Here is a 15,705-nt window from a genome sequence, read left to right as displayed (position 1 = left end):
CCCTTATGCGGTGCGGCGCTTGGACAACGTGAAGCTGAAGACCAGGGCGAGGATGAGGACCGCGCCCTCGACGACGTCCTGGGTGTAGTACGGCAGACCCTTGATGGTGAGCCCGGTGGTGATGATGCCGATGAGGACCGCGCCGAGGGCGGTGCCCCAGACGTTGGGGCGGCCCCGGCCGAGGACCGAGGTGCCGACGAGGGCCACGGCGACCGCCTCCAGCAGCTGGGAGGTGCCCGCGCTCACGTCGCCCTGGCCGATGCGGGAGGCCAGGATCAGGCCGCCGACGGAGGCGAGGACGCCGGAGAGGACGTAGGCCAGCGCCCGGTACGCGCCGACCCGGATGCCGGCCAGGCGGGAGGCCTCCGGGTTGGCGCCGATGGCGTAGAAGACGCGGCCCCAGCGGGTGCGGGCCAGGAAGACCCAGGCGGCGACGGTGAGCGCGCCGAAGACGAGTACCGAGATGGGGATGCCGAGGACCGTCCCCCGGTCGATCTTCAGGAAGCCGGCGGTGAACCTGCCGGGGGCGGTGGTGCCGTCCTCCAGGGTCATGCCGGGGGTGATCGACTGGCCGTCGACCAGGATCAGTTTGGTGCCCTGGATGACGAACATGGTGCCGAGGGTGGCCAGCATGTCGGGGATCTTCAGGACGACGATCAGCAGGGCGTTGAGGAGCCCCGCGAGGGCGCCCGCGACGAGGACCGCGAGGATCGCCACCGTGCCGACCTGGTTCAGGACGACCATCGTGTGGGCGGCGACGGAGACGCCGAGGCCCGCCACCGCGCCGACGGACATGTCCATCCCGCCGACGGCCATGGTGAGGGTGACGCCGAGGCCGAGGATGGCGGCGACGGAGACGTAGCGGAGGGTGTCGAGGAGGGTCGCCGACTCGCGGAAGGAGCCCTCGCTGAGCGCGAAGTACGCGAAGAGCGCGACCGTGACGAAGATGAAGCCGTACTTGATGACGGCGTTCTGGACGCGCACGGCGGTGGAGGTGCCCGGCGGGATCGCCACCTTGGTGGGGACCTCGGTGCTCTGGGTGGTGGTCATGGGTGCTTCCTCGGACTTCCTGGTCCTGGGTCTTCCTCGGGGCGGGCCGGGGTCACACGGACGCCGAGATGGTCTGGATGACGCGGTCGCGTTCCGCGTCCTCGCCGTACGCGTCGAGGTGGATCTCACCGGCGGCGAGGACGACGACCCGGTCGGCGACCTCCAGGACCTCGTCGACGTCGGCGGACAGGACGAGCACGGCGGCGCCCTCGGCTGCGAGCGCGCGGGCCCGGCGGCCGATGTCCCGTCGGGCGCCGATGTCCACACCTCGGAACGGCTCGTCCAGGATGAGGACGCGGGGGGTCTCGGCGAGCCAGCGGCCGACGACGACCTTCTGCTGGTTGCCGCCGGACAGCTCCTCGACGGTGCTGTGCTCGTCGCGGGTGACGACCCCGAGGGCGTCGATCGTGTCGCGGCCGAGGGCGTTCTCCCTTGCCGAGTTCATCAGGCCCAGCCGGGACAGGGACCTCAGGAACGGCAGGGAGATGTTCTGGGCCACCGACCAGCCGGGGACGAGGGCGTCGGCGTGACGGTCCTCGGGGACGAGGTGGACGCCGCCGCGGATGGCGTCGGCGGGGCGGCGGGGCGCGTACGCCCTGCCGTCCAGCTCGACCGTGCCGGTGGTGAAGGGCTCGGCGCCGAAGAGGCCGCGGGCCAGTTCGGTCTTGCCCGCGCCCAACAGGCCCACGACACCGGTGACTTCACCGGCGCGGAGGTCGAGGTCCAGGGGGGTGCGGCCCTCGAGGAGCCGCACCCCGCGCAGGGAGAGAACGACGTCGCCCTGGTCGCCCTCGCGGACCGGGCGGGCGGTGGTCGTCTCCTGGGACTGGGCGAGCATCGCGCGCAGGGCGGTGTCCCAGTCGAAGGGGCGGGCCTGGTCCTCGGTGAGACGGCCGTCCCGCAGGACGACCAGCCGGTCGGCCAGGGCGTCGATCTCGCCGAGGCGGTGGGAGACGTAGAGGACCGCGATGCCGTCCGCTCGCATCCGCTCGACCAGCGCGAACAGGCGCTCGGCCTCGGCGGCGGAGAGCGCGGAGGTCGGCTCGTCCAGGATCAGCAGCCGGGGGCGGGTGGCCAGGGCGCGGGCCAGGATCAGCAACTGACGGTCGGAGATGCCGAGGTCGGTGACGTCCTGCTTGAGGACGGCGTCGGACCAGTCGAGGCCGAGGGCGGCCTGGATCTCCCGGGCGCGGACCAGCAGTCGGCCCCCGTTGAGGAACGGGTTGCCCCGGCGCTGCGCCAGTTCCTCGAAGACCAGGTTCTCGGCGACGGTGAGGCCGGGGACGACGCCCTCGCTGATGCGCTGGTGCACGGTCTGGATGCCCAACTGCCGGGCGGCCAGCGGCGACTGGAGAGCCGCGGCTCGACCGGCCACCCGCACCTCGCCGCCGTGGCCCGTGTGGACGCCCGACAGGATCTTGATCAGCGTGGACTTGCCGGCCCCGTTCGCACCGAGCAGCGCGACCACGCTGCCCGGTGCGATGTCCAGCGAGACGGAGGCGAGCACCGTCTTGCCGCCGAAGGCCATGCTGACGTCCCGCAGGCTGACGGCGGCGACGCTCTCGCCGCCGTCGGCCTTCACGAAGGCGGTGTCAGTGGGCGACATTCGAGATCCAGTCGGCGGTCGAGACCTGCGACAGGTTCAGCGCGGGCAGCGCCTTCCGCAGCTGGTCCATGTTCTCGATCTTCTTCTCGCGCAGGAAGTCCTGGGTGATGGCGACGGCCGGGAACTCGACGGAGGTCTTGTTCAGCTGACCGGCCAGTTCGAGGGCGGTGGTGCGGACCACGGCGGCGCCCACGGCGGACGGGTCGGTGCCCGCGGTGGCGACCCAGGGGCTGTCCTCGGCGGTGATGGCCTGGATGTCGGCGTTGGAGACGTCGGCACCGAAGACCTTCACCTTGTCCTGCAGCTTCTTGTTCTGCACGGCGAGGACGGTGCCCTTGGCCAGTTCGTCGTAGGGGGCGAAGATGCCCGCCACGTCGGAGTTCTGGGTGAGGGCGGCGGAGACGAGGGGAACGTTGTCGGTGGCCGTGGAGTCGGTGACCTTGCCGACCTTGAACGCCTGCTTCCAGCCCTGCGCGTCGACGGTGGACTTCCAGACGGTGTCCCGCTTGTCGAGGGCCGCGTAGCCGGCGACGTTGACGTAACCGACCTTGGCGCCCTTGCCGACCTCCTTGGCCATCACGTCGAGGACGGCCTGGGCCATGCTGGCGTCGTCCTGCTTGGTGGAGACGACGCCCTTGGTGGACGTCTCGACGTCGTAGACGACGACCTTGATGCCCTTCTTCACGGCCTTGTCGATCTCCGGCTGGATCGTCGCCGGGAAGCCGTGGTCGATGATGATCGCCTTGGCGCCGGAGTTGATCGCCGAGGACAGGTCGGTGGCCTGCTTGGCGTTGTCGGCCTGGGCGTCGTACACGGTCAGGTCGATGCCGAGCGCCTTGGCCTGCGCCTTCGCGCCGTTGCCCCACTGTTCGAAGTAGTCGCCGGCGCCGCTCTGCCGGACCAGGGCGACCTTGACCGCGCCCTCGCTGAAGGGGGCGGGCTTCTTGCCGGTGGCGGCCGAGGCCTTGGCGGCGGTGTCGCCGGCGTCCTTGGAGGCGTCGGTGGACTGCGAGCAGGCCGACAGCAGCAGGGCCGAGGCGGAGGCGAGGGAGAGCGCGGCGAGCGGAAGGCGGGTACGGCGGGACGAGCGGGACATGACGGCTCCAGGTGTGGTGCGAAGGGAGGAAGAAAGGGAGGGCTCGACCCGGAGCGGGGGCGAAAACGCGCCACTGTGCCCGTCATCGGGCGCACGGCGAACGCCCGGAACATCAGGGCGTGTCAGGGCTCCGGGAGTGGTCAGCGACAGCTGGCCGTGGTCGACCGGAGCAGGTCCACGTACAGCCGCCGCACGAGCAGCAGCGTCTTCATACGCAGATCATGAGAACGATTTCAGCCATGCGTCAAAGCAATGAGAGCGGTTTCTCAGCACGTGAGACAACGACTACGTCACACATGGGCCGTCCATGGACCGGCGTTACCATCGCGGTACCGGCACCCGACCGGCACCAAGTGAGGCCCCGATGACGACATCCGACGCGACGGCGCAGCGCATGCCCCGTATGCGCTGTTGTCCCGGCGCGCCCTGTCACGCCTGACCGGTCGCTCGCCCCCGCCCCTTGCCCCCTTTCCAGCTGCCCGGGTGCCCGTCTCGGTATCCGGACATCCCTTCCAGCCTCCTGGAGTTGCTCCCATGACCCTGCTGACCACCTGGCCCGAGTCGGGACCGGAGACCGTGGTGCGCCGTACCGCCGACCCCGTCGAGATCGCGGCCGCGCTGGCACCGCTCGGGGTGCGCTACGAGCAGTGGCCGATCCGCGAGGACGTCCCCTTCGACGCGGACAGCGAGACCGTGTTCGCCGCGTACGGCCCGGAGATCGAGCGGCTCAACGCCGAGGAGGGCTTCACCACGGTCGACGTCCTCGGCCTCCACCCGAGCGACGACCCCGAGTTCCCGGTGAAGGCGAAGGCCGCCCGGGAGAAGTTCCTCCAGGAGCACACCCACGACGACGATGACGAGGTCCGCTTCTTCGTCTCCGGCTCCGGCATCTTCTATCTGCACGTGAACGGCGAGGTGCACGCGGTCTACTGCGAGAAGGGCGACCTGCTGGGCGTGCCGCGCGGCACCACGCACTGGTTCGACATGGGCACCAACCCGTCGTTCACCGCGATCCGCTTCTTCCACGAGGAGGACGGCTGGATCGGCAACTTCACCGGCTCCACCATCGCCTCCCGCTTCCCGGACTACGACACGATCGACGCCGGGTACCGGCAGGACAAGGCAGCGGCGTGAGCGTGGACTTCGACATCGACTCCCTCGACTCCGTGGTGCTCGACATCGAGGGCACCACGAGCGCCACGGGGTTCGTCGTCGACGTGCTCTACCCGTACTCGCGCTCCCGCTTCGGGGCGCTGCTCGCGGAGCGGAGCGGGGACCCGGACGTGGCGCGCGCGGTCGCGCAGGTGCGGGACCTGATCGCCGAGCCGGACGCGGACGCCGCCCGCGTCGAGAAGGCGCTCGACGAGTGGCTCGACGAGGACCGCAAGGCGACCCCGCTGAAGACCCTCCAGGGCATCATCTGGTCCGAGGGCTTCGCGCGCGGCGACCTCGTCTCCCACTTCTACGACGACGTCCTGCCGGCCCTGCGGGCCTGGCGCGCGGCGGGCGTCCGCCTCCACGTGTACTCCTCGGGTTCCGTGGCCGCCCAGCGCGCCTGGTTCCGGTCGAGCCCCGAGGGGGACCTGCTGCCGCTGGTCGAGGGGTTGTACGACACGGAGAACGCGGGGCCGAAGCAGGAGGCGGAGTCGTACCGCACGATCGCGTCGGCCCTCGGGCTCGCCGCGACCCCCGAGCGCATCCTCTTCCTCTCCGACCGGCCCGGCGAGCTGGACGCGGCACGCGAGGCCGGCTGGCGGGCCGTCGGCATCCGGCGGCCCGGGGAGCCGTACTACGAGCAAGGCGTCGGGGACCACGCGCAGGCGGGGACGTTCGACGAGATCACCCTCACGAGGAGCACCGCATGACCACCGAGATCTCGGCACTCGACCTGGAGGAGGCGGGCGCCGTGCTGGCCGCCGAGTCGGCCCGCTTCGCCTCCTTCGGCTGGATGCGCGGCACCTCGGGCAACCTGTCGGTGGTGCTCTCGCGCGACCCGCTGCGGCTGGCGGTGACCGCGAGCGGCCACGACAAGGGTGAACTGACGCCCGCGGACGTGGTGCTGGTCGACGGGAACGGCGCGGCCCTGCAGGGGGGCAGGCCGTCCGCCGAGGCCGAGCTGCACGCACGGGTGGCCGCGCTGACCGGGGCGGGTGCCGTGGTCCACGTCCACACGGTCGCCTCGGTCGCCATGGGGCGTCGTGAGCCCGACGGCATCGTCTTCAAGGACCTGGAGATGCTGAAGGGCGTCGGCCAGCCCGCCCACGACGTCGAGGTCACCCTTCCCGTCATCGGCAACAGCCAGGACATGAAGGTGCTGGGCGACCGCCTGGAGGCCGCGCGCGACCCCCGTATGCCGGCGGTGGTCGTCGCCGGGCACGGTCTGTACGTCTGGGGCGCGACGCCCCGCCAGGCCCGCCACCACACCGAAGTGGTCGAGTGGCTGCTGGAGCTGGAGCTGTCGCAGCGGTGACGGCACGTCACCAGGCGGCCCGGTCACGGTGACCGGGCCGCCTTGTCGTGGTGGGTGAGCACGGCGTACGGAACCTGGGTCGCCGCGGCGGGCGGTTCGTACGCGGGCCTAACCCCAGTGCCCGCCCGGCAGTTCGCCCGCCGAGACCTCCAGCACGCCGCGCTCCGTGACCAGTCCGGTCACGAGGCGGCCCGGTGTCACGTCGAAGGCCGGGTTGTGCCCCCGGGACTCGGCCGGCGCCGTCCGGACGCCGCTCCACTCCAACACCTCGTCCTCGCTCCGGAGTTCGATGTGGATGTCGGCTCCCGAGGCGGTGGCGAGGTCGACCGTCGTCGTGGGGGCGGCCACCAGGAACGGTATGCCCGCGTCGGCGCAGGCGAGGGCGACGCCCACCGTGCCGACCTTGTTGGCGGTGTCGCCGTTGGCGGCGATACGGTCCGCGCCCACGATCGCCGCGTCGACCTCGCCCCGCAGGATCGTGCCGGCGGCGGCACCGTCCGCCTGGACGTAGTGCGGGATACCCTCCTGGACCAACTCCCAGGCGGTCAGGCGGGATCCCTGGAGCAGGGGTCGCGTCTCGTCGGCGTAGACGACTTCGAGCCGGCCCCGCGCGTGGAGTTCGCGGATGACGCCGAGTGCCGTCCCCCATCCCGCGGTTGCGAGCGCCCCCGTGTTGCAGTGCGTCAGCACGCGAAGCGGCCGGTCGACGCCCACACGCTTCAGCAGCCAGTCGGCGCCGAAGACCCCCATGGCCCGGTTCGCCTCGACGTCCTCGCGCTGGACGGCGGCGGCCTCCTCCAGCACCGCGTCCAGTCCCTCGTCGAAGCGGGTCATGACCCGGTCGACGCACACCATCAGGTTCACGGCGGTGGGCCGGGCCTCGCGGACGCGGGCGACGGCGGCCCGTGTCTCCTCGGCCGACCACCCCTCCCGCTCGCCCTCCAGGATCGCGACCGCCACCCCGTACGCGCCGGCCGCCCCGATCGCGGGGGCGCCGCGGACGACGAGGCGCTGGACGGCGGAGACCAGGGCGTCGACGTCACGGATCTCGACCGTCTCGGTACGGTGCGGCAGAACCGTCTGGTCGATGAGGGCGAGACTGCTTCCGGTCCAGTCGACGGCGCGCAGTTCCTGGGGCATAGCGGGGCACTCCTGGTGTTCCGAAGGTGCCCGACACCGTACATGACCTCGAAGAACGGCCGGAATCACGAGGGGCGGCGCCGCCATCGGCCGAAGAGTCACGCCGGTGCCTTCATAATGGGCTGATACATCGGATGTCTGAACGACCGGATCAGCCGGAGCGACCGGAACGGCCGGGACAACCGGAACGGCCTGACACGACGAGGAGGGTCCGCCATGGCAGTCACCGACGAGGCGATCGAGAAGATCAAGGACATGATCGTCTCCGGCGCGCTGCGCCCCGGCGACCGGCTGCCGAAGGAGAGCGAGCTCGCCGCCGACCTCGGGCTGTCCCGCAACTCCCTGCGCGAGGCCGTGCGCGCCCTGTCGCTGATCCGCATCCTGGACGTACGGCAGGGCGACGGCACCTATGTGACCAGCCTCGATCCGCAACTCCTGCTGGAGGCGCTGAGCTTCGTCGTCGACTTCCACCGCGACGACACGGTCCTGGAGTTCCTCGCCGTACGCCGGATACTCGAACCGGCGGCGACGGCGATGGCCGCCCTGAGGATCAGTGAGCAGCAACTGGACGCGCTGGACGCCCAGTTGGACAAGCTCGGCACCGATCCGTCGGTGGAGGAACTGGTCGCCTGCGACCTGGAGTTCCACCGGGGCATCGTGCAGAGCTCGGGGAACTCCGTGCTCTGCTCGCTGCTCGACGGCCTCTCGGGCCCCACCACACGGGCCCGTATCTGGCGCGGACTGACCCAGGAGGACGCCGTCAGCCGGACCCTGCACGAGCACCGGGCCATCCTGGCCGCCCTGCGCGACCGCGACGCCGACGCCGCGCGCTCCTGGGCGACGGTGCACATCGCGAGCGTGGAACAGTGGCTGCGATCGTCGCTGTGAGAAGTTGATCACCTGATGCTCCGGTCGCCGACGCGTGTTTGAGCCGTGCGAACGGGGCAGTGATCCGTTCACTCCCCCGTGCAAGGGGGCTGCGGAGGCCCCCTCGGTACGCCGTAAGGTTGGGGCGTACGCGAGGGCACGTCGGAAGGAGGCGCTGGGTGATCGAGCTGGAGGGGGTTCCCGAGCTGATCGACCCAGTGATGGTGGCCGCGTTCGAAGGCTGGAACGACGCCGGCGACGCCGCCTCCACCGCGGTCGCGCATCTGGACCGGGAATGGAAGGGTGAGGTGTTCGCGGCGCTGGACGCCGAGGACTACTACGACTTCCAGGTGAACCGTCCCACGGTGTGGCTGGACGGCGGTGTACGGAAGATCACCTGGCCGACGACAAGGTTGTCGGTGGTCAGGGTGGGCGGCGACAAGCCCCGCGATCTCGTACTCGTCCGGGGTATCGAGCCGTCGATGCGCTGGCGCTCGTTCTGCAACGAGCTGCTGGGCTTCGCCCATGAGCTCGGCGTGGAGCTGGTGGTCGTGCTGGGCGCGCTGCTCGGCGACACCCCGCACACGCGTCCGGTCCCGGTCAGCGGTGTCACGTCCGACCCGGACCTGGCGCAGCGGATGGATCTGGAGGAGACCAAGTACGAGGGGCCCACGGGCATCGTCGGCATCCTCCAGGAGGCCTGCACGCACGCCGGTGTCCCCGCGGTCTCGCTCTGGGCGGCGGTGCCGCACTACGTGTCGCAGCCGCCGAACCCGAAGGCGACGCTGGCCCTCCTGAACCGCCTGGAGGACCTCATCGACGTACGCATCCCGCTGGGCGAGCTTCCCGAGGACGCGCGCGCCTGGCAGGTGGGCGTGGACCAGCTGGCGGCGGAGGACAGCGAGGTCGCCGAGTACGTGCAGACGCTGGAGGAGGCCCGGGACACGGCGGAGCTGCCGGAGGCGTCGGGCGAGGCGATCGCTCGGGAGTTCGAACGGTATCTGCGGCGCCGTGACGGTGGGCCCGGCTCCGCCGGTCCGGCCGGGGGGCATGCCACGGCTGACGGGGGCGACGCGGGGGCCGGTGCGTGGAACCCGAAGGAGAACCCCGGTGGGCGGACGCGGCCGCCGAAGCCAACTCGGCCGGAGGCCGCGGACGAGGGCGGCGAGGGCGAGGATTCGTCGGAGGAGTAGTGCTCCTGGGGATGCCGTTGCTGTGACGCTGCGCGGGATCTGCGGGTTTGTTGTGGCTGGTCGCGCAGTTCCCCGCGCCCCTTCGGGGCGCGGGGAGGTGGGCCCGGAGGCACCAGGTGCTCAGCGTTTGATCGATACCACCGCGTACGTCGTGTCCGCGGTCGGAGTGGTCGTGAAGCGGGCGTTGGGCAGGTACAGGCGGTTCTTGTGGGCCGCGACCGTCGTCGGGACGTCGAAGTCGGCGTCGCTGAGGCGGCCCTCGAAGATGCCGCTGCGGCCGTCGGCGGAGAGGTGGAACACGTCGATCGCGTTCTGCTGGTTCTGCACCACGTAGAGCCGCCGGCCGAGCAGCAGCAGGCCGTCGCCGTTGGTGAGGGGTGCCGCGTCGCCCAGGTCGACGAGGGTTGTGACGCCCGTCCTCGGGTCGACCCGGTGGAGTCCGCCCACGCCGGACTGGACGACCAGGAGGGCCTTGCCGTCCGGGGTGCGGGTGATGCCGTTGGCGTTGACCGTCTCGCCCGGCGTCTGGGTCCAGGCGCCGCTCAGGGGGACTGTGACGACCTCGTCCGGACCCGGCAGCCGGCCGTCACGGCCGAGCGGCAGGGCGTAGAGGGCGGGCTGGAACGAGTCGGTGAACCAGGCGGCGCCCGGGGTGAGGAAGACGTCGTTGGCGAAGGTCGGCGTCCTGGTGGTGAGCGTGTACGACGCGATGATCGCGCCGGTACGGACGTCCACCACCCGGGCGCCCTGACCGCGCCCGGCGACGAACAGCCGCCCTCGGTCGTCGAGTTTGAGCCCCACGGAGGGCGTACCGGGGCCCGCCGAGACGATGCGGCCCGCGCCGGTGCGCAGGTCGGCGCGGTAGATCGAGCCGTCGCCGAGGGAGCCGAGGTAGGCGTAGGGGCCGGTGCCGATGGTGATGCCCTCGGGGCGGAAGCCGTTCGGCAGGGGGATGACGTCGGGCCACGGGTGCCCGGTGGCCGAGCCGGTGGCGGAGGCGGTGGACGCGGCGGAGGCCCCGACGAGCAGCGCGCCGGCGGTCGCGGCCGACGTCGTGAGCAGTCTTCGCCTACTGAGGTGGGGGGCGGGGCGAGCCGAGAGGGAGTGCGGGGGGAGCGGGGGTGCCACTGTGCGTCCCTTCCACGAAGGGACCGGCAGCTGGCCGGTCCGGCTTCAACTGACGTCTGTCACCTCATCACATGCCGACCGGCCCCGCAGCGCTTCGCCCGTCGGCCGACAGCACCTTGACAGCCCGGGGACGACGCGCGGCCGGGATGGGACGGTCCGGTCGGCTCGCCCGATCAGCTCCTCCCCCGTCCCCCCGAACTGCCGTCCTGGCACCGCGTCTTCGTGTCCGGAGCGGCGGGATCCCGCCGCCCGCCCCGCGAACGGCCCTGCCGCATGGCGACGGGGCGCGTCCTCCGGTCGGAGGACGCGCCCCGTCGATGTCCCTCCGGCGCGTGGGGCGTGGGCGACGCCTGTGCCGGGGTCGTTCTTCGGTGACGCCTGTGCAGAGTCGTTACTGCAACGGCTTCACAGGGCCACGCCGAGGAGCGCGTCCACGGCGCGCGACACCACACCGGGCGCGCCCTCGTCCGTGCCGCCCCGCTCCTGCTGGAGGGCGGCCCAGCGGTCGACCGCGGCGAGCGCGGTGGGCGCGTCCAGGTCGTTCGCGAGGGCCTCGCGCATCTCCTCGACCAGGGCCTCGGCGGGCGGTCCGTCGGGCCGGGAGACGGCTGCGCGCCACCGGTCGAGGCGGGCCACGGCGTCCTGGAGCACCTGGTCGGTCCACTCCCAGTCGGACCGGTAGTGGTGGGCGAGGAGCGCGAGCCGTATCGCGGCCGGGTCGACCCCGTCGCGGCGCAGCGCGGAGACGAAGACCAGGTTGCCCTTGGACTTCGACATCTTCTCGCCGTGCAGGGCGACCATTCCGGCGTGGACGTACGCCTTGGCCATGGGGAACTCGCCGGTCAGCGCCTGCGCGTGCGAGGCGCCCATCTCGTGGTGCGGGAAGGCGAGGTCGGAGCCGCCGCCCTGCACGTCGAAGCCCATGCCGAGGTGGTCGAGGGCGATGGCGACGCACTCGATGTGCCAGCCGGGCCTGCCGCGCCCGAGGGAGCCGCCGTCCCAGCTGGGCTCGCCCTCGCGTGCGGCCATCCAGAGCATGGGGTCGAGAGGGTTCTTCTTGCCCGGCCGGTCCGGATCGCCGCCGCGCTCGGCGGAGAGCAGCCGCATCGTGGCCGCGTCGAGGCGCGAGACCTTGCCGAAGTCGGGGTCGGACTCGACGGAGAAGTAGATGTCCCCTTCGAGTTCGTACGCGGCGCCGGAGTCACGGAGCCGCTCGACGAGCGGAACGATGCCGGGGATGGCCTCGACCGCGCCGATGTAGTGGCGGGGCGGGAGCATCCGCAGGGCGGTCATGTCCTCGCGGAAGAGGGCGGTCTCCTTCTCGGCGAGGGCCACCCAGTCGATGGCGTCACGCTCGGCCCGCTCCAGCAGAGGGTCGTCGACGTCCGTCACGTTCTGGACGTAGTGAACCTGCCGCTTGGTGTCGAGCCACACGCGCTGAACGAGGTCGAACGCGTTGTAGGTCGCCGCGTGACCCATGTGGGTCGCGTCGTACGGGGTGATGCCGCAGACGTAGATACGGGCGACGGGACCGGGGTCAAGGGTGATGAGCCCATCGGTCGCGGTGTCGTGGATCCGAAGGTCGCGGCCCTTGCCGGGCAGGGCGGGGACCTCAGAAGCGGGCCAGGCATGCATGCCACGAGCCTAACCCGATCGCCGCGCCACTATGCCGGGCGCCTGAGCACTCGGGGGTACGCCCTGTTCTGCGACCGCGCCCAGGTAGGTGGCTGATCGCGCAGTTCCCCGCGCCCCTGAACGGGGCGCGGGGCCGGCGCGGGTGCCTTCAGACCGGGGGCCAGGGGATCGCCGGCCACTCGCCGCTCGGCTCCGGGTGGCGTCCGCTCTTCAGGAGCGCGGCCACCCGCTCGCGTGTGGCGTCCAGTTCGGCCGGTGTGATCAACGCGACGAGTTTCGCCGCCAGCGCCCCGCCCTCCCCGAGCGCGTCCCGCAGCCGTTCCAGGACGTCCACGGCCTCCTCGGTGAGCGGCTCCCCCGCCCAGCCCCACAACAGCGTCCGCAGCTTGTTCTCGACGTTGAAGGTCACTCCGTGGTCGATGCCGTAGAGCCGTCCCTCCGCGGCGGGCAGGAGGTGCCCGCCCTTGCGGTCGGCGTTGTTGACGACCGCGTCGAGGACGGCGAGCCGCCGCAGCCGCTGGTCGTCGGCGTGCACGAGGAGCGCGGTCTCGCCTTCCCCGACCTCCGCGAAGCCGACGGCCTTCCAGCCCTCCCCGGCCTCCTCGCCGTCGACGAGGGCCAGCAGCTCGGACCCGGGCACGCCCTCGATCCACAGCTGGCACATGCCCTGCCCGTACGGCCCGTCCCGCAGCACGGTGGGCGGGACGAGCCCCCAGCCGGTCGCCTCGGACACCTCGTACGCGGCGACCTCCCGCTGCGCGAGCGTCCCGTCGGGGAAGTCCCACAGGGGCCGCTCCCCGGCGACGGGTTTGTAGACGCAGGCGGCCTCCCGGCCTTCGTGCGCGACCGTGCAGTACAGCACCGCGTTGGACGCCTCCCGCACCTGGCCGCGCACGGTCAGTTCGCCCTCGGCCAGCAAGGTGACCGACGGCTCGACGACCGGGGGTGTGGGCGACGGCTCGGCGGAGGGGGTCACTCCCCGCGCCGGTATCCGTTCTGGCGCGGACATACGTGTCCTTCCGGGTCGAGCGGCAGACTGCACAGCGGGCACGGCGGGCGCCCGGCGTTGACGACGTCGAGCGCGCGCTTGGCGAACGCACGGGCCTGGGTGCCGGTGAGACGGACGCGGAGCATCGGCGGGCCGTTCTCCTCGTCCTGGAGCATCCGCTCCTCCGCCTCCGCGAGGTCCTCCTCGGAGTCGGCGTCCAGCTCGACCAGGGCCTGGGCCTCGACGATCATCCGCTCCTCGTCGCCGTCCCAGGCCAGTGCCATGGTGCCGACCCGGAACTCTTCCTCGACGGGGGTCTCCAGCGGTGCCGTGTCGGACACCTCGGTGGGGGCGACGGCCGGCACCGCGGCGCTGCCGCCGCTGCGCCGCACGACCTCGTCCAGCAGTTCGTCCATGCGCTCGGCGAGCGCGGCGACCTGGGTCTTCTCCAGGGCGACGCTGGTGACACGCTGCCCGGAGGAGGCCTGCAGGAAGAAGGTACGGCGCCCGGGCAGCCCGACCGTACCGGCCACGAAGCGGTCCGGGGGGTCGTAGAGGAACACCTGACGGGACACGTCCTGTCTCCATTGGAATCGACGTCGGGACCGGCCGCGTCGGCTGCTGAGGGGTTCAGCGCCGCCGCGACCGCTTCACCCTACTGCGGTTGACGATCACGGTGCCCCCGCACCGCCCCCCACGGTCGCGTCACCGCTCGGGGGCTCCTCGCGCGGCGCCAGGGACGAGAAGTCCCCGGTGTCGCCGAGACGGACGAGAAACGGCCTGAGTCGGGTGTAACGGATCGCGGTGATGGAACACGGTTCGACAGAGATCCGCTGGAAGAGGTCCAGATGAAGTCCGAGTGCGTCCGCGACGAGCGACTTGATGATGTCGCCGTGCGAGCACATCACGTACACGGCGTCGGCACCGTGCTCGCGCTCCACGCGCGCGTTCCACTCGCGGACCGCCTCCGCGGCCCGGTGCTGCATGGCCCGCATCGACTCACCGCCGGGGAACGCGGCGGCTGTCGGATGCGCCTGGACCACCTCCATCAGCGGCTCGTCGTTCAATTCGGCGAGCTTGCGGCCGGACCAGTCCCCGTAGTCGCACTCGCCGATGCGCTCCTCGGTGTGCGCGGCGAGACCGGGCCGGGCGTCCAGCAGCGGCCGGACCGTCTCCTGGCAGCGCTGGAGCGGGCTGGTGACGACCTCGGCGATCGGCAGCCCGGCGAGGCGGCCGGGCAGCGCCGCGGCCTGCGCGGCGCCTCGCTCGTCGAGCGCGACCCCGGGCGTCCACCCGGCGAGCACACCCTCGGTGTTGGCGGTGGAACGTCCGTGCCGGACAAGGATCAACGTGGGCATGCGCCCCAGCCTAGACGCCCGCCCGACGCACTCCCCCGGGCCTGTGGACAACGCTCCGTGAACCGGGCTCTGCGGACCAGGCACCGTGGACAAGGCTCTGTGGACAAGGCCCTGCGAAAGGACTCCCCGTGATCGTCGACTGCGCCGTCTACCGCGACGGGCACCGCACCGAGGGCCCCGACGACCTCTCCGACGCCCTGGCCGCCGCCCGCGCCTCGGGCGGCTTCGTGTGGATCGGCCTGCACGAGCCGTCGGAGAAGGAGTTCGCCCTGGTCACCGAGGAGTTCGCACTGCATCCGCTGGCCGTGGAGGACGCCCTGAAGGCCCACCAGCGGCCCAAGCTGGAGGTGTACGACGACTCGCTGTTCATGGTCCTCAAGCCGGTCGTGTACGAGCCGGCCAGTGACACCGTGACCAGCGGCGAGGTGATGGTCTTCCTCGGCCACGCCTTCGTCGTGACCGTCCGCCACGGCGACGGCTCCCCCCTGGGTGTCGTACGACGTCGCCTGGAGCAGGAGCCCGAACTGCTCGGGAAGGGGCCCACGTCCGTGCTGTACGCGATCACGGACGCCACGGTCGACCACTATCTGGAGGTGGCGACCGAGCTCCAGACCGACCTGGAGGAACTGGAGACGGAGGTCTTCTCCCCCGACGTCGGCGGCTCACGGAACACGGCGTCCCGGATCTACACCTTCAAACGCCAGGTCCTGGAGTTCCGCCGGGCCACCGGCCCGCTCGCCGCCCCGCTCGCCCGGCTGTCGGGCACCGGCACCTCCACGCTCGCGGTGCCCTTCGTCGAGGAGAAGGCCCAGCCCTTCTTCCGTGACGTCAACGACCACCTCACCCGCGTCAACGAGTCCGTCGAGGGCCTGGACCGGCTCGTCTCCGACATCCTCAACGCGCATCTGGCGCAGATGAGCGTCCGCCAGAACGACGACATGCGGAAGATCTCGGCCTGGGCGGCGATGGCCGCGATCCCGACGATGGCCGCCGGTGTCTACGGCATGAACTTCGAGCACATGCCCGAACTGCGCTGGGTGTGGTCGTACCCCGCGCTGATGGCGCTGATGGTCATGACGGAGGTGCTGGTGTACCGGCTCTTCAAGCGGCGGGGCTGGCTGTAGCCCTCGGGGCGGCGCGCCGCGGTGTGCCGCTCCTCGGCCGTACGGCGTGC

Annotated in this window: 15 protein-coding genes; 6 read left to right on the top strand and 9 right to left on the bottom strand. The window is 71.6% G+C overall.

Features of this window, described 5'->3' with window-relative positions; all coding sequences use genetic code 11:
• Positions 1–3 precede the first annotated feature (3 nt).
• The 3 genes from ACZ9QC_RS34040 to ACZ9QC_RS34030 are packed head-to-tail and all read right to left on the bottom strand — an operon-like array spanning position 4 to position 3,752.
• Entirely contained in the window at positions 4–1,050 is a 1,047-nt protein-coding gene (locus tag ACZ9QC_RS34040) for an ABC transporter permease (RefSeq protein ID WP_472916607.1), read from the bottom strand.
• A gap of 52 nt (positions 1,051–1,102) precedes the next feature.
• A complete protein-coding gene (locus ACZ9QC_RS34035; RefSeq protein ID WP_472916606.1) occupies positions 1,103–2,656 on the bottom strand; it encodes a sugar ABC transporter ATP-binding protein in 1,554 nt (517 codons plus the stop codon).
• A complete protein-coding gene (locus ACZ9QC_RS34030) occupies positions 2,643–3,752 on the bottom strand; it encodes a substrate-binding domain-containing protein (protein WP_472916605.1) in 1,110 nt (369 codons plus the stop codon). The genes ACZ9QC_RS34035 and ACZ9QC_RS34030 overlap by 14 nt, the downstream gene beginning before the upstream one ends.
• Before the next feature lie 534 nt (positions 3,753–4,286).
• Between ACZ9QC_RS34030 and ACZ9QC_RS34025 the strand changes: the two genes are divergently transcribed.
• Genes ACZ9QC_RS34025 through mtnB form a run of 3 tightly spaced genes read left to right on the top strand, consistent with a single transcriptional unit; the run spans position 4,287 to position 6,222 of the window.
• Positions 4,287–4,886 carry a 1,2-dihydroxy-3-keto-5-methylthiopentene dioxygenase gene (locus tag ACZ9QC_RS34025; RefSeq protein WP_472916604.1) on the top strand — a complete coding sequence of 200 codons (600 nt, stop codon included), beginning with the start codon at positions 4,287–4,289 and terminating at the stop codon, positions 4,884–4,886.
• Positions 4,883–5,617 carry an acireductone synthase gene (gene mtnC / locus ACZ9QC_RS34020; protein ID WP_472916603.1) on the top strand — a complete coding sequence of 245 codons (735 nt, stop codon included), beginning with the start codon at positions 4,883–4,885 and terminating at the stop codon, positions 5,615–5,617. The genes ACZ9QC_RS34025 and mtnC overlap by 4 nt, the downstream gene beginning before the upstream one ends.
• The gene (gene mtnB, locus ACZ9QC_RS34015; protein WP_472916602.1) at positions 5,614–6,222 is read left to right on the top strand and encodes a methylthioribulose 1-phosphate dehydratase; all 609 of its coding nucleotides are present in this window, start codon (positions 5,614–5,616) and stop codon (positions 6,220–6,222) included. The genes mtnC and mtnB overlap by 4 nt, the downstream gene beginning before the upstream one ends.
• Before the next feature lie 108 nt (positions 6,223–6,330).
• Here mtnB and mtnA read toward each other — a convergent pair whose 3' ends face one another.
• Positions 6,331–7,362, bottom strand: coding sequence for an S-methyl-5-thioribose-1-phosphate isomerase (mtnA, locus tag ACZ9QC_RS34010; protein WP_472916601.1), 1,032 nt, complete (start codon positions 7,360–7,362; stop codon positions 6,331–6,333).
• Positions 7,363–7,578: 216 nt separating this feature from the next.
• Between mtnA and ACZ9QC_RS34005 the strand changes: the two genes are divergently transcribed.
• Both ACZ9QC_RS34005 and ACZ9QC_RS34000 read left to right on the top strand, forming a co-directional pair.
• Complete coding sequence (locus tag ACZ9QC_RS34005) at positions 7,579–8,250, top strand: FadR/GntR family transcriptional regulator (protein ID WP_472916600.1); 672 nt, start codon at positions 7,579–7,581, stop codon at positions 8,248–8,250.
• 158 nt (positions 8,251–8,408) lie between these two features.
• Complete coding sequence (locus ACZ9QC_RS34000) at positions 8,409–9,422, top strand: PAC2 family protein (protein ID WP_472916599.1); 1,014 nt, start codon at positions 8,409–8,411, stop codon at positions 9,420–9,422.
• Between the two features lie 120 nt (positions 9,423–9,542).
• Here the strand turns inward: ACZ9QC_RS34000 and ACZ9QC_RS33995 are convergent, their stop codons facing one another.
• The 5 genes from ACZ9QC_RS33995 to ACZ9QC_RS33975 all read right to left on the bottom strand — a co-directional run bounded on the left by ACZ9QC_RS33995 (position 9,543) and on the right by ACZ9QC_RS33975 (position 14,531).
• The gene (locus ACZ9QC_RS33995; RefSeq protein ID WP_472916598.1) at positions 9,543–10,550 is read right to left on the bottom strand and encodes an SMP-30/gluconolactonase/LRE family protein; all 1,008 of its coding nucleotides are present in this window, start codon (positions 10,548–10,550) and stop codon (positions 9,543–9,545) included.
• 405 nt (positions 10,551–10,955) lie between these two features.
• A complete protein-coding gene (gene mshC, locus ACZ9QC_RS33990; protein WP_230218940.1) occupies positions 10,956–12,185 on the bottom strand; it encodes a cysteine--1-D-myo-inosityl 2-amino-2-deoxy-alpha-D-glucopyranoside ligase in 1,230 nt (409 codons plus the stop codon).
• Positions 12,186–12,333: 148 nt separating this feature from the next.
• Complete coding sequence (locus ACZ9QC_RS33985; RefSeq protein ID WP_472916597.1) at positions 12,334–13,194, bottom strand: SCO1664 family protein; 861 nt, start codon at positions 13,192–13,194, stop codon at positions 12,334–12,336.
• The gene (locus tag ACZ9QC_RS33980; protein WP_033531640.1) at positions 13,158–13,748 is read right to left on the bottom strand and encodes a DUF3090 domain-containing protein; all 591 of its coding nucleotides are present in this window, start codon (positions 13,746–13,748) and stop codon (positions 13,158–13,160) included. The genes ACZ9QC_RS33985 and ACZ9QC_RS33980 overlap by 37 nt, the downstream gene beginning before the upstream one ends.
• A gap of 96 nt (positions 13,749–13,844) precedes the next feature.
• Positions 13,845–14,531, bottom strand: a complete 687-nt coding sequence (locus ACZ9QC_RS33975; protein WP_472916596.1) for a histidine phosphatase family protein — start codon at positions 14,529–14,531, stop codon at positions 13,845–13,847.
• A gap of 128 nt (positions 14,532–14,659) precedes the next feature.
• Here ACZ9QC_RS33975 and corA point away from each other — a divergent pair, with 128 nt between their 5' ends.
• Positions 14,660–15,655 (top strand): magnesium/cobalt transporter CorA, encoded by a 996-nt coding sequence (gene corA, locus ACZ9QC_RS33970; protein ID WP_472916595.1) that lies wholly within the window; start codon positions 14,660–14,662, stop codon positions 15,653–15,655.
• Positions 15,656–15,705: the final 50 nt, after the last annotated feature.

The sequence above is a fragment of the Streptomyces sp. HUAS MS02 genome, from assembly GCF_055702265.1.
The sequence above is the reverse complement of the archived record's forward strand: the minus strand, read 5'-3'. Positions and strand labels throughout refer to the sequence as shown.